Annotated in this window: 13 protein-coding genes and 1 riboswitch; of the genes, 12 read left to right on the top strand and 1 reads right to left on the bottom strand. The window is 45.6% G+C overall.

Going from position 1 to position 12,790, the window contains the following annotated elements; all coding sequences use genetic code 11:
• Positions 1–89: 89 nt before the first annotated feature.
• Positions 90–195, top strand: a riboswitch (SAM riboswitch).
• Positions 196–353: 158 nt separating this feature from the next.
• The 7 genes from NSS75_RS08685 (at position 354) to sirC (ending at position 6,063) form a co-directional block, all read left to right on the top strand.
• Positions 354–1,055: a phosphoadenylyl-sulfate reductase gene (locus tag NSS75_RS08685; protein ID WP_024121347.1), complete on the top strand. Its 702-nt coding sequence runs from the start codon at positions 354–356 to the stop codon at positions 1,053–1,055.
• Positions 1,056–1,066: 11 nt separating this feature from the next.
• The gene (gene cysP / locus NSS75_RS08690; protein WP_024121348.1) at positions 1,067–2,131 is read left to right on the top strand and encodes a sulfate permease; all 1,065 of its coding nucleotides are present in this window, start codon (positions 1,067–1,069) and stop codon (positions 2,129–2,131) included.
• A 48-nt stretch (positions 2,132–2,179) separates the two neighbouring features.
• Positions 2,180–3,328 carry a sulfate adenylyltransferase gene (sat, locus tag NSS75_RS08695; RefSeq protein ID WP_198097461.1) on the top strand — a complete coding sequence of 383 codons (1,149 nt, stop codon included), beginning with the start codon at positions 2,180–2,182 and terminating at the stop codon, positions 3,326–3,328.
• Between the two features lie 12 nt (positions 3,329–3,340).
• The gene (gene cysC, locus NSS75_RS08700) at positions 3,341–3,934 is read left to right on the top strand and encodes an adenylyl-sulfate kinase (protein WP_010334195.1); all 594 of its coding nucleotides are present in this window, start codon (positions 3,341–3,343) and stop codon (positions 3,932–3,934) included.
• Between the two features lie 100 nt (positions 3,935–4,034).
• Positions 4,035–4,808, top strand: coding sequence for a uroporphyrinogen-III C-methyltransferase (gene cobA / locus NSS75_RS08705; RefSeq protein WP_103671396.1), 774 nt, complete (start codon positions 4,035–4,037; stop codon positions 4,806–4,808).
• A complete protein-coding gene (gene sirB / locus NSS75_RS08710) occupies positions 4,809–5,594 on the top strand; it encodes a sirohydrochlorin chelatase (protein ID WP_101863357.1) in 786 nt (261 codons plus the stop codon).
• Positions 5,575–6,063 (top strand): precorrin-2 dehydrogenase, encoded by a 489-nt coding sequence (gene sirC / locus NSS75_RS08715; protein WP_127696905.1) that lies wholly within the window; start codon positions 5,575–5,577, stop codon positions 6,061–6,063. The genes sirB and sirC overlap by 20 nt, the downstream gene beginning before the upstream one ends.
• Before the next feature lie 38 nt (positions 6,064–6,101).
• On the opposite strand, the gene rqcH is transcribed toward sirC, so the two are convergent.
• Complete coding sequence (gene rqcH, locus NSS75_RS08720; RefSeq protein ID WP_339237015.1) at positions 6,102–7,814, bottom strand: tRNA modification protein RqcH; 1,713 nt, start codon at positions 7,812–7,814, stop codon at positions 6,102–6,104.
• A 121-nt stretch (positions 7,815–7,935) separates the two neighbouring features.
• Between rqcH and NSS75_RS08725 the strand changes: the two genes are divergently transcribed.
• The 5 genes from NSS75_RS08725 (at position 7,936) to rpoZ (ending at position 12,743) form a co-directional block, all read left to right on the top strand.
• Positions 7,936–10,608 carry a calcium-translocating P-type ATPase, SERCA-type gene (locus NSS75_RS08725; RefSeq protein WP_213418612.1) on the top strand — a complete coding sequence of 891 codons (2,673 nt, stop codon included), beginning with the start codon at positions 7,936–7,938 and terminating at the stop codon, positions 10,606–10,608.
• A gap of 84 nt (positions 10,609–10,692) precedes the next feature.
• Positions 10,693–11,568, top strand: coding sequence for a YicC/YloC family endoribonuclease (locus NSS75_RS08730; RefSeq protein ID WP_024121354.1), 876 nt, complete (start codon positions 10,693–10,695; stop codon positions 11,566–11,568).
• Between the two features lie 76 nt (positions 11,569–11,644).
• Entirely contained in the window at positions 11,645–11,914 is a 270-nt protein-coding gene (gene remA / locus NSS75_RS08735) for an extracellular matrix/biofilm regulator RemA (RefSeq protein WP_003154355.1), read from the top strand.
• A 7-nt stretch (positions 11,915–11,921) separates the two neighbouring features.
• The gene (gmk, locus tag NSS75_RS08740; RefSeq protein WP_024121355.1) at positions 11,922–12,536 is read left to right on the top strand and encodes a guanylate kinase; all 615 of its coding nucleotides are present in this window, start codon (positions 11,922–11,924) and stop codon (positions 12,534–12,536) included.
• 3 nt (positions 12,537–12,539) lie between these two features.
• Positions 12,540–12,743: a DNA-directed RNA polymerase subunit omega gene (gene rpoZ / locus NSS75_RS08745; protein WP_003221520.1), complete on the top strand. Its 204-nt coding sequence runs from the start codon at positions 12,540–12,542 to the stop codon at positions 12,741–12,743.
• Positions 12,744–12,790 lie beyond the last annotated feature (47 nt).

Raw genomic sequence — 12,790 nt, forward strand, 5'->3', positions numbered from 1 at the left:
GCCCTTGGGTCTGTTTTTTTATTAATCCTATAAAAAAACTCGGGTTGACTTATGTTAGAATTGTGCTAAAATTTACTACAAATCTGAAAAACTTATCAAGAGCGGCTGAGGGACTGGTCCTATGAAGCCCGGCAACCTGCACAATGTGTAAGGTGCTACTTCCAGCAAAATGTATTCCATTTTGAAAGATAAGGGCTACATGCAGTTCCTGTCTTTCTTTCCGCCGGATTGAAAGTTTTTTATTTTAAGAGGGGCTGTTTACGGAGATAACAGCAGCCGCATCACATTACAATTGGGAAAGACAACCGGCAGAAAGCTACTGTTTGTTTGTCTCCGAAAGGAGGAAAGAAGAAATGTTAACGTACGATAATTGGGAAGAACCAACGATTACATTTCCGGAGGACGATCCTTATAAAGGGGCGCTGTCAGTTTTAAAATGGGCTTACGGCCATTACGGCAATCAGCTTGTTTATGCCTGCAGTTTCGGAATTGAAGGAATCGTTCTGATTGACTTAATCTATAAAGTGAAAAAAGACGCAGAGATTGTATTTCTCGATACAGGGCTTCATTTTAAAGAAACCTATGAAACGATAGAACGCGTGAAAGAGCGCTATCCCGGCCTCAATATCATCCTGAAGAAACCGAACCTTACTCTTGAGGAACAGGCGGAAGAACATGGTGATAAACTGTGGGAAAGAGAGCCGAACCAATGCTGCTATCTCAGAAAGATCGTTCCTTTAAGAGAGGCGCTTTCCGGCCACCCGGCATGGCTTTCCGGCCTGCGCCGCGACCAAGGGCCAAGCCGTGCCAATACGAATTTCTTAAACAAAGATGAGAAATTCAAATCAGTAAAAGTTTGCCCGCTTATCCATTGGACTTGGAAAGACATTTGGAGATACACCTCTCGGAATGAGCTGGACTACAATCCGCTCCACGATCAAGGGTATCCAAGTATCGGCTGCGCGCCTTGTACGTCACCTGCATTTACCGCAGAGGACTTGCGCTCAGGCAGATGGAACGGTATGGCGAAAACAGAATGCGGACTGCATGAATAAGGAGCTGTAAAATGGAATTAGCCGCTATTTTATTTAGCTTGTTTTTCGCAGTGAATATTGGCGCAAGCGGCGCTGCAGCTTCAATGGGAGTTGCTTACGGCTCTGGGGCCGTCAAAAAGAAAACCTACGCTTTGATCATATGTGCCGTTGGTGTTCTGGCCGGGGCTGTCATTGGCGGGGGCGAAGTTGTGAAAACCATCAGCTCTGGGATTATCCCGGAACAGACGATCACGCTGACGATTGTTTGCATCATTATCGGGGCTGCTGCCCTGTCGCTTTTTACAGCTAATCTGCTCGGCATTCCTTTATCGACAAGTGAAGTCACGGTCGGGGCGGTTGTCGGTGTGGGCGTTGCGTACAAAGTATTGTTTGTAAACAATCTTCTGATTATTGTTTCATTTTGGATTTTCGTTCCGCTGTTCGCTTTTGGTTTTACATTTTTTGTAGCAAAGCTGTTTCGTTATTTTAAAATCGAAATTACGTCTTCCCGTAAACAAAACATCCTTGGCATCCTTTTGCTATGCGCTGGTTTTTTTGAAGCATTTTCTGCGGGCATGAACAATGTAGCGAATGCTGTTGGACCGTTAGTGGCTGCCGGCGTACTGGATGTAGCGAAAGGAACCCTGTATGGGGGAGTTTTTGTAGCCCTGGGCGCACTGATATTAGGCCGCAGGGTGTTAGAAACAAACGGGAAGAAAATCACGCGGTTTTCAAAAGGGGAAGGCATTCTCCTATCCGGAACAGGAGCAGGGCTGGTGATCATCAGTTCTATATTTGGAATGCCGGTGCCCTTGGCGCAAGTAACGTCATCGTCTATTATCGGAATAGGCATGGCGAAAAACGGACCAAACGTATTTCATAAACAGGTCGTTCAAACGATGCTGAAAGTATGGATCGTGTCGCCGTTTTTATCTTTATCCATCTCCTATCTGCTTGTATCTATGTTTTTAAAGGCGGATTATTATTCAATCTTTATCATGGTAAGTGTGCTTTTAGCGGCAGGCGGTGCCGTCAGCCTGACAAAAGCCATTCGTAAAGAGAGACGCTCTGTCCACGATCAAGGCGGGGGAATCTAACTATTAATCTGAGTTATTTTATCTGTTAACTAGGAGGAAATGAATATTATGAGCTTAGCACCACATGGAGGAAAACTGGTAAACCGAGTAAATGAGTCATATGAGGTAAGCGGCATTCAGAAAGAAATTGAACTTGATTTGATTTCTTTTGCCGACCTGGAATTGATCGGAATCGGCGGATACAGCCCGATCGAAGGCTTCTTAAATGAGAAAGATTACGTATCTGTTGTTGAAAACATGCGTCTTGCTTCCGGCGTTGTATGGTCTATTCCGATCACGCTGCCGGTAGATGCACAAAAAGCAGCCGAACTGTCAGTCGGCGAAACAGTAAAATTAACGTATGACGGAGAAACATACGGCGTTATCCAAATTGAAGACTTATACGTGCCTGACAAACAAAAAGAAGCTGTTAACGTGTATAAAACGGATGATCAGGTTCATCCGGGGGTAAAAAAGCTGTTCAGCCGCGGTGATACATATGTCGGCGGTCCGATCACACTGATTAAAAAAGCTTCCAAACAATTCCCTGAGTTTACATTTGAACCGACGGAAACAAGACGCCAGTTTGCAGAAAAAGGCTGGGAAACAATTGTCGGTTTCCAAACGAGAAATCCTGTTCACAGAGCGCATGAATATATTCAAAAAACGGCTCTTGAGACAGTGGACGGTTTGTTTTTAAACCCGCTTGTCGGCGAAACAAAATCTGATGACATCCCCGCTGATGTCCGGATGGAAAGCTATCAAGTGCTTCTTGACAACTATTACCCGAAAGACCGTGTCTTCCTTGGCGTTTTCTTGGCTGCAATGCGTTATGCCGGTCCGAGAGAAGCGATTTTCCATGCGCTTGTCAGAAAAAACTACGGCTGCACGCATTTCATTGTCGGCCGCGATCACGCCGGTGTCGGTGACTATTACGGCACGTACGAAGCCCAGGAGCTGTTTGACACATTTAAACCTGAAGAACTCGGCATTACACCGCTGAAATTCGAGCACAGCTTCTTCTGCGAAAAATGCGGAAATATGGGAACAGCGAAAACGTGCCCGCACGGCAGAGAGCATCACGTGATTTTATCAGGCACCAAGGTGAGAGGGATGCTGAGAGACGGTGTACTGCCGCCTGCAGAATTCAGCCGCGCAGAAGTTGTAGAGGTGTTAATCAAAGGCATGAAGAAAAAAGAAGAAGCAGGCGTTTCTTAAGGGGGACTGGCAGTGACAAATCGCGATATCGTATGGCATGAAGCCTCTATTACAAAAGAAGAGTATCAGCAAAAAAACAAGCATAAAAGCTCCATTCTCTGGCTGACGGGCTTAAGCGGATCAGGCAAATCCACCATTGCCAATGCTGCTGCGAGAGAACTTTTTGAGCAAGGCTACCAAGTTATTGTGCTGGATGGTGACAACATTCGCCACGGTTTAAATAAAGATCTCGGTTTTTCTGATGAAGACCGAAAAGAAAACATCCGCCGAATCGGAGAGGTAGCGAAACTTTTTGTGCAGCAGGGCACCATTGTCATTACTGCTTTTATCTCTCCTTTCCGTGAGGACAGAGACCAGGTTCGCCAGCTTGTGGAAGCAGGCGAATTTAACGAAGTTTATATTAAATGCGACCTCGATATTTGTGAACAAAGAGATCCAAAAGGGCTCTACAAAAAAGCAAGAAACGGAGAAATTCCGTTCTTCACAGGCATTGATTCTCCATATGAAGAACCGGAAGCTCCTGAGCTCGTCCTTGACTCAGGACAATATGATCGTGAAGAGTGCAAAAATCAGCTGATCGAGTTTGTAAAGCAGCAACTGAGCTAAACGCCGCTCAGCTGTGTTCTTCTCAGATGCCGAAAATGCAAACAAGAACAACATCACAGCGAACGTTCTGGAAGAACTCGAATAGATCGGGGGAAAGACGATGGGGAAAGTATATATTGTAGGAGCGGGTCCCGGAGATCCTGATCTGCTGACAATTAAAGCGCTGAAAGCCATTGAAAAAGCTGATGTAATCCTATATGACAGATTAGTAAATAAAGAGATTTTGCATTATGCCAAGGAGCAGGCGGACCTGATCTACTGCGGGAAGCTTCCAGATTTTCATACAATGAAGCAGGAAACCATCAATCGGTTTCTTGTGAAGTATGCGCAAAAAGGGAAAACCGTTGTCAGATTGAAAGGCGGAGACCCATTTGTGTTCGGCAGAGGAGGGGAAGAAGCGGAATGCCTTTCTGAAAATAGCATTCCGTTTGAAATTGTCCCCGGTATCACATCGGGAATCGCGGCGGCTGCTTATGCCGGGATTCCTGTCACTCATCGGGACGCGGGCTCTAACGTGGCTTTTGTAACGGGGCATTATAAAAAAGAAGAGGATTTTGAGGAAAAGTGGAAAGCGCTGGCCACAGGGATTGATACACTTGTCATCTATATGGGCATTAAAAATGTGCAGCAGATCGAAAAAAAACTCCTGGAAAACGGCCGGGACGGTTCTACTCCGGCAGCGTTTATTCATTGGGGAACAACGGACAAGCAAAAATCTGTTTTTTGTACAGTTGACACCCTTTCAGAAACGGTGAAAAAAGAAGACATTAAAAATCCGAGTTTAATTGTTGTTGGAAATGTTGTAAATTATCACTATAAGCTGGAATGGTTTGAATCTGAGCTGAAAAAACAAGATTTAAGCGAGGCGTTGTAAATGAAACAAGCGATTTTATATGTCGGCCACGGCAGCCGGGTAAAAAAGGCTCAGCAAGAGGCCGCTGCATTTTTGGAAGGATGCAAAGCGCACATCTCTGCCCCTGTTCAGGAAATCAGTTTTTTAGAGCTGCAGGAGCCGGCAATTGAGACAGGGTTTGAAGCATGTGTGAAGCAAGGCGCCACTCATATCGCAGTGGTGCCTCTGCTTCTTTTAACGGCTGCTCATGCAAAACATGATATTCCGGAAGAAATTGCCCGTGCCGCATCCCGGTATCCTTCAGTCCATATCTCATACGGAAGTCCGATTGGGATTGACGAAGAAGTTGTCAAAGCTGTCTATCATCGTGTTAAAGACATAGGCGTTCCGTACGAAAACGCCAAGGTTGTGCTCATCGGCAGGGGAAGCTCAGACCCAGATGTAAAAAGAGACGTAACCGGCATTGCCGGATTGCTCCAAAACATCATGCCCGTCAAGGAAGTGATTCCATGTTTTATGACAGCATGCGGTCCCAATTACAAAGAGGTTTTTTCTGAGCTGAAAAAAGATGACGGCGTGACGACCTTTATTGTTCCGTATTTGCTGTTTACCGGGATGCTGATGAATGAGATTGAACGTGAGGTCCAGAAATTGAAGGCCGAAAATTCAAATGTCTACCTCTCTTCCTATATCGGTTTCCACCCGCATGTGAAAAAGGCATTTTTACATCGTGTGAAAGAAACTGCTGACAACCATGAGGGGCAATTTAATTTTGACGGAGGCTCATATGCTCCCGCTTCACATTAGTTTGCAGAAGAAAAAGGTTGTGATCGCAGGAGGCGGCAGTATTGCGCTCAGAAGGTTAAAAACGGTGCTTTCTGAGGGAGCGGATATTACGCTTGTCAGTCCGGTTGCGGAACCGGAAATCAGGCAGATGGCAGACAATCGCCAAATCAAGTGGCTGAGCCGGAAGATTGAGAAAGAGGATTATCTCGATGCTTTTTTGATTATTGCCGCGACGGATGACGCCGCTGTGAATAAAGAGATCGCTCAAAATGCATCGCCTTCCCAGCTTGTCAACTGTGCCAGTGACGCTGAGCTGGGCAATGTGTACATGCCGAAAATCGTAAAAAGAGGGCATGTTACGGTTTCTGTTTCGACAAACGGAGCCAGTCCAAAGCATACGAAGGAACTTGCTGAAAAAGTGGACGTGCTCATTGACGGCGACTTTGTCAGCGAAGTAGACAGGCTTTATCAGATCAGAAGAAATAAATAAGCCAGAGCAGTTGCTGCTCTGGCTTTTCTTTATATGAATCAGCTTTTTTTCAGCCTGATGACAGTATCCGCATCAGGCGTGACAAAGACGGTATGCTGGCTGTCATAAGTCACGAATCCGGGCTTTGCGCCGTTCGGCTTTTTGACGTGCCTGATTTTTGTATAATCAACAGGCACAGAACTTGAATCTTTTGCTTTTGAAAAATAAGCTGCAATTGTGGCGGCTTCAATAATTGTTTGTTCATCCGGCTCGCTGCTTCTGATGACAACATGGGAGCCCGGGATATCCTTCGTGTGAAGCCATATGTCGTCTCTGGCAGCTGCTTTGGTCGTTAAATACTCGTTTTGACGGTTGTTTTTGCCAACTAAAATAGTGTGACCGGAAGAGGATTCGTATGTTTCTAAAACAGGGTTGTTCTGTTTTTGTTTTTTCTGCCCTTTTTGCTGCTTAGGACGTAAATATTTCCCCTCCACCAGCTCTTCTCTGATTTCACTGATATCACGCGGAGAAGCGGAAGACAGCTGCTGAATCAGCTGGTCGAAGTATTCAATTTCTTGCTGAGCCAGCCTGATTTGTTCTTCGACAACGGCAACTGAGTTTTTCGCCTTCTGATACTTAGTGAAATAGGCCTGTGCATTCTCTGAAGGCGTCTTGTTCGGATTCAGCGGGATGGTGATTGTCAGATTTTCCTCATCATAGTAGTTGATGACTTCAGCCTGCTTGTCGCCTTTTTTTATCATATATAAATTCGCAGTCAGCAGCTCCCCGTAAAGCTGAAATTCCTTAGCGTTTTCCGAATACTCCAGTGTTTTTTCTAGTTTTTTGATTTTGTTGGCGTTCTTTTTCCGTTCATTCACAACGAACCGCTCAAGATCCTGAGCCTGCTGTTTAACCCGGTCCCGTTCAGCTTTTCCGAAATAAAAACGGTCCAGCAGCTCACTTAATGAATCGAAGCGGCGTGCTTCTCCTTTAAGGTGAGTCAGCTCCAGCAGATAAAAATATTCCTTCCCGTTACCAGTCGTGATGTTAGGGTTGAAACGGTGCTCCCTTACCTCTGCAAAGAGCTCCAGCAACGCTTTTGGCAGTGTCACTTTGTTGGCAAGGCCCGCTCTGTGGACAGCTTCTTTTGCGAAGAGCGGAGAAACACCGGAAAAATGGTCAACAATTTGTTTATCTAGCCGTCCTTCTTGAAAACTGAGATGACGCAACATGTCATCTTCAGTCGCTTCTAGCGGTGAGATCTTGTCCTGGGCCGGCGGAAGCTTATAATCGTAGCCCGGCAGTACGGTGCGATAGCTGTTCATTGACGGTGATAGATGTTTCAGCCCGTCGATGATCGCATTTTCCTCTCCGTCCGTCAGAATGATATTGCTGTGGCGGCCCATAATTTCGACATAAAGCTTTCGATGCGTTTCATCGCCGATTTCATTACGGCTTTTAATATGAAAAATCATAATGCGGTCAAGGCCCGCCTGTTCAATTTTTTCAATAAATCCGCCTTCAATATGCTTTCTTAGCAGCATGCAAAACATCGGCGGTTCACTCGGGTTTTCATACGTTTGTGCCGTGATATGCACCCGTGAATAGCTTGGGTGTGCCGATAATAAAAGCTTTTGGTTTTTTCCATTGGCGCGGATGTGAAAAATCACATCGTGCTTATAAGGCTGATGGACTTTCGTGATCCGTCCGCCCATTATTCGCTCGTTCAGTTCGTGTGTCATTCCGTATGTAAACATGCCATCAAACGACATATATAATACACCCTCTCATTCTTCCTGCATTCGATAATTATAGCATGAAATGGGACGAGTCAGAATAAGCATGCTTATAGAGTGATATCTCTATAAGAGAGCAGGGGAGTGGACGAGCGGAATGAAGTTTCATGAAATGGGACAAACAGATTTATTAGAGGCAACAAATACGTCCATGAAACAAGGATTAACTGAAAAAGAGGTGAAAAAACGCCTCGACAAGCATGGGCCAAACGAGCTTCAAGAAGGGAAAAAAACATCAGCGCTTATCTTGTTTTTGGCGCAGTTTAAAGATTTCATGGTGCTTGTGCTGCTTGCGGCAACATTAATTTCAGGGTTTCTTGGTGAATATGTGGACGCGGTTGCGATTATTGCGATTGTGTTTGTGAATGGCATACTTGGGTTCTTTCAAGAACGGCGTGCAGAGCAATCTCTTCAGGCATTAAAAGAGCTGTCAACTCCTCATGTGATGGCGCTCAGGGAAGGAAGCTGGACAAAGATCCCTTCTAAAGAACTGGTGCCGGGCGACATTGTGAAGTTTACAAGCGGCGACCGGATTGGAGCAGATGTCCGGATTGTCGAAGCGAAAAGCCTGGAAATTGAAGAATCAGCGTTAACCGGAGAGTCAATCCCGGTTGTGAAACATGCGGATAAATTGAAAAAACCCGATGTGTCGCTGGGGGATATTACGAATATGGCCTTTATGGGAACCATCGTCACCCGCGGCAGCGGTGTCGGTGTTGTCGTCGGTACAGGAATGAACACGGCTATGGGGAAAATCGCTGACATGCTTGAATCGGCGGGAACTCTGTCAACCCCGCTGCAAAGAAGGCTCGAGCAGCTCGGGAAAATTTTAATTGTTGTCGCTTTGCTGCTCACTGTACTTGTTGTCGCTGTCGGCGTGATCCAAGGACACGATCTGTACAGTATGTTTTTAGCCGGTGTTTCGCTAGCGGTAGCCGCCATTCCAGAAGGGCTGCCAGCCATTGTGACAGTAGCGCTGTCATTGGGTGTACAGCGTATGATCAAGCAAAAATCAATCGTGAGAAAGCTTCCCGCGGTTGAGACGCTTGGGTGTGCCTCTATTATTTGTTCAGACAAAACAGGAACAATGACGCAAAACAAAATGACGGTCACACATGTATGGTCCGGAGGAAAAACGTGGAGAGTGTCGGGCACAGGCTACGATCCGAAAGGAGGCTTCACACTGAACGATAAAGAGGTCAGTGTGAATGAGCATAAGCCGCTGGAGCAAATGCTATTGTTCGGAGCGCTTTGTAACAATTCGAATATTGAAAAAAGAAACGGTGACTATGTGCTTGACGGAGATCCGACAGAGGGAGCGTTGCTCACCGCGGCAAGAAAAGGCGGCTTTTCAAAGGAGTTTGTGGAATCCCATTACCGGGTGATTGAGGAGTTTCCGTTTGATTCAGCACGAAAAATGATGACTGTCATTGTAGAGGATCAGGACAGAAAGCGCTATATCATTACGAAAGGCGCGCCGGATGTCCTGATGCAGCGGTCTGCCCGTATTTATTATGACGGCTCTGCCGCTCCTTTCTCAAATGAGAGAAAAGCAGAAACAGAGGCAGTATTACGGCAACTGGCTTCCCAGGCGCTCCGAACGATTGCGGTTGCCTATAGACCGGTAAAAGCAGGGGAAACACCGTCAATGGAGCAGGCGGAAAAAGACCTGACAATGCTTGGCCTTTCAGGCATCATAGATCCGCCGCGCCCTGAAGTCAGACAGGCGATTAAAGAATGCCGTGAAGCGGGAATTAAGACTGTCATGATTACAGGGGATCATGTTGAGACAGCAAAAGCTATAGCGAAAGATTTGCGCCTCCTCCCGAAAAGCGGAAAAATCATGGACGGCCAGATGCTGAATGAGCTTTCGCAAGAAGAGCTTTCTGACGTAGTGGAGGATGTGTATGTGTTTGCCCGCGTTTCCCCTGAGCATAAATTGAAAATTGTTAAAGCGTATCAGGAAAACGGACATATCGTTGCAATGACAGGAGACGGCGTCAATGACGCGCCGGCTATCAAACAGGCTGACATCGGCGTTGCCATGGGTATTACAGGAACGGATGTGGCGAAGGAAGCATCATCCCTCATTCTCGTAGATGATAATTTTGCAACCATTAAATCAGCGATAAAAGAAGGCAGAAACATCTATGAAAATATTAGAAAATTTATCCGATACCTGCTGGCTTCTAACGTAGGAGAAATTCTGGTCATGCTTTTCGCCATGCTGCTTGCCCTTCCTTTGCCGCTCGTGCCGATTCAGATTTTGTGGGTCAACTTGGTGACAGATGGATTGCCGGCAATGGCGCTCGGCATGGATCAGCCGGAAGGAGACGTTATGAAGCGGAAGCCGCGTCACCCGAAAGAAGGGGTGTTTGCCCGCAAGCTTGGATGGAAGGTGGTCTCCAGAGGATTTTTAATCGGTGCTGCCACGATTTTGGCTTTTATCATCGTGTATCACCGCAATCCTGAGAATTTGTCTTATGCGCAGACAATTGCGTTTGCGACGTTGGTGCTGGCTCAGCTCATTCACGTATTTGACTGCCGGAGCGAAACGTCCGTTTTTTCCAGAAATCCGTTTGAAAACTTGTATCTGATCGGCGCTGTATTGTCATCGATTTTACTGATGCTGGTGGTCATTTACTATCCGCCGCTTCAGCCGATTTTCCATACGGTTGCCATCACGCCGGGAGACTGGATGCTGGTCATCGGCATGTCGGCCATCCCTACTTTTTTGCTGGCGGGGTCACTTTTGACAAGAAAAAAATAAATTCATATGATATAATCTTAGGGGTAATAGCATGTCTATTGCCCTTTTATTTTGAGAACAGGGAAGAAATTGGGTGTTTTATTTATGATACGAAGTATGACAGGCTTCGGCAGTGCAAGCAAAACACAAGATGATCTCTCTGTAAGCGTTGAACTTAAATCTGTGAATTACAGGTTTAAAGAAGTGAACGCTCGTTTGCCAAGGCCTTTGCTATATTTAGAAGATAAGCTGAAACAGACGATTCTGCAGTACATACAGCGCGGAAGAATTGAGCTTTTCGTCTCCGTTGACAGTGATATGCTTGTAGAGAGAAGGCTTGACATTGATTGGCCGCTTCTCGATGAGTTTGTCGCAGCTGCAGAGGATATGAAAAAGCGATATCAATTGTCCGCAGAGCCTGATGTCATGGACTTCTTCAAGCTTGATCATGTCGTCCAGATTCATGAGGAACAGACTCAAAATGAAAAGCTTGAGGAGTTAATAACAGCTGCTGCAGAGGAAGCCGTAAAAGGACTCTGTGAGATGCGCGAAAAAGAGGGGCTGCTTTTAGCCAAAGACTGTCTGATGCATATTGATCAGCTTGAAGAGCTGGCCGAAAAGACCGAATCTTTGGCAGCCGATGCGGTATCTCGTTACAGGGAACGGCTGTACGCCAGAATAAAGGAATGGACCGAAGACGTGTTGGACGAGAGCCGGCTTGTTACAGAATGCGCTATTTTTGCAGATCGTTCTGATATTACAGAAGAGATTACAAGACTGAAGAGCCACTTCGCTCAGTTTCGTGATATATTAGCTGAAGGCGGAGCTGTCGGGCGCAAACTCGACTTTCTTGTCCAGGAGCTGAATCGGGAAGCAAATACAATCGGCTCAAAAGCAAATGATCACCAGATCACAAAGCTTGTCGTCGAAATGAAAAGTTCTATTGAAAAAATAAAAGAACAAGTGCAAAATATAGAATAGTGACTGTGCGTATTGTTTACAGACGGACTTGCTAGGCTAAACTAGAGACGTCTATTTTACAGGGGGAACGTAGAAGATGACGATTAAACTGATTAATATCGGATTTGGCAATATTATCTCCGCCAATCGGATGATTTCGATTGTCAGCCCGGAGTCTGCGCCAATCAAACGGATGATCCAGGATGCAAGAGACCGCGGAATGCTAATTGACGCTACATACGGACGAAGAACCCGTGCAGTTGTCGTCATGGATAGTGATCACATTATCTTATCTGCCGTCCAGCCTGAGACAGTTGCACACAGACTTTCTGTTAAAGAAGAAATTATGGATGAAGGGCAGGGATAATTGCCGCATGAAAGAAAGAGGGTTATTAATCGTTCTCTCAGGTCCCTCAGGAGTTGGTAAAGGAACGGTTCGGCAAGCGATTTTTTCGCAAGAAGACACAAAATTCGAGTATTCGATTTCAGTAACAACGAGAAACCCGCGAGAGGGCGAAGTGAACGGAGTCGATTATTTTTTCAAAACGAGAGAAGAATTTGAGCAAATGATTGCAAACAATAAACTGCTTGAATGGGCAGAATATGTCGGCAATTATTACGGCACTCCTGTCGATTATGTTGAACAGACGCTCCAAGAAGGAAAAGACGTCTTTTTAGAAATCGAAGTTCAAGGCGCTCTTCAAGTGAGAAATGCTTTCCCGGAAGGTCTGTTTATTTTCCTTGCGCCTCCGAGTCTTTCTGAACTGAAGAACAGAATTGTGACAAGAGGAACGGAAACAGATGCTCTGATTGAAAATCGCATGAAAGCCGCAAAAGCTGAGATCGAAATGATGGACGCATATGATTACGTCGTAGAAAATGATAATGTCGAAACGGCTTGCGACAAAATCAAAGCAATCGTTCTCGCTGAACATTTGAAGCGTGAGCGCGTTGCACCAAGATATAAGAAAATGCTGGAGGTTGAATAACTGATGTTAGATCCGTCAATTGACTCATTAATGAATAAATTGGATTCGAAATACACGCTCGTAACCGTTTCTGCTAGACGCGCGCGTGAAATGCAAATCAAAAAAGACCAGATGATTGAACATACGATTTCACACAAATATGTAGGCAAAGCTTTAGAAGAAATTGATGCAGGCCTGCTTTCGTTTGAAAAGGAAGACCGCGAATAGTAGCACAAGTAGCAACCTATATCATGTAGGTTGTTATTTTTTTCCGT

It is taken from the genome of Bacillus sp. FSL K6-1012, assembly GCF_037964915.1.
GTDB classification, from domain to species: Bacteria; Bacillota; Bacilli; order Bacillales; family Bacillaceae; genus Bacillus; species Bacillus halotolerans.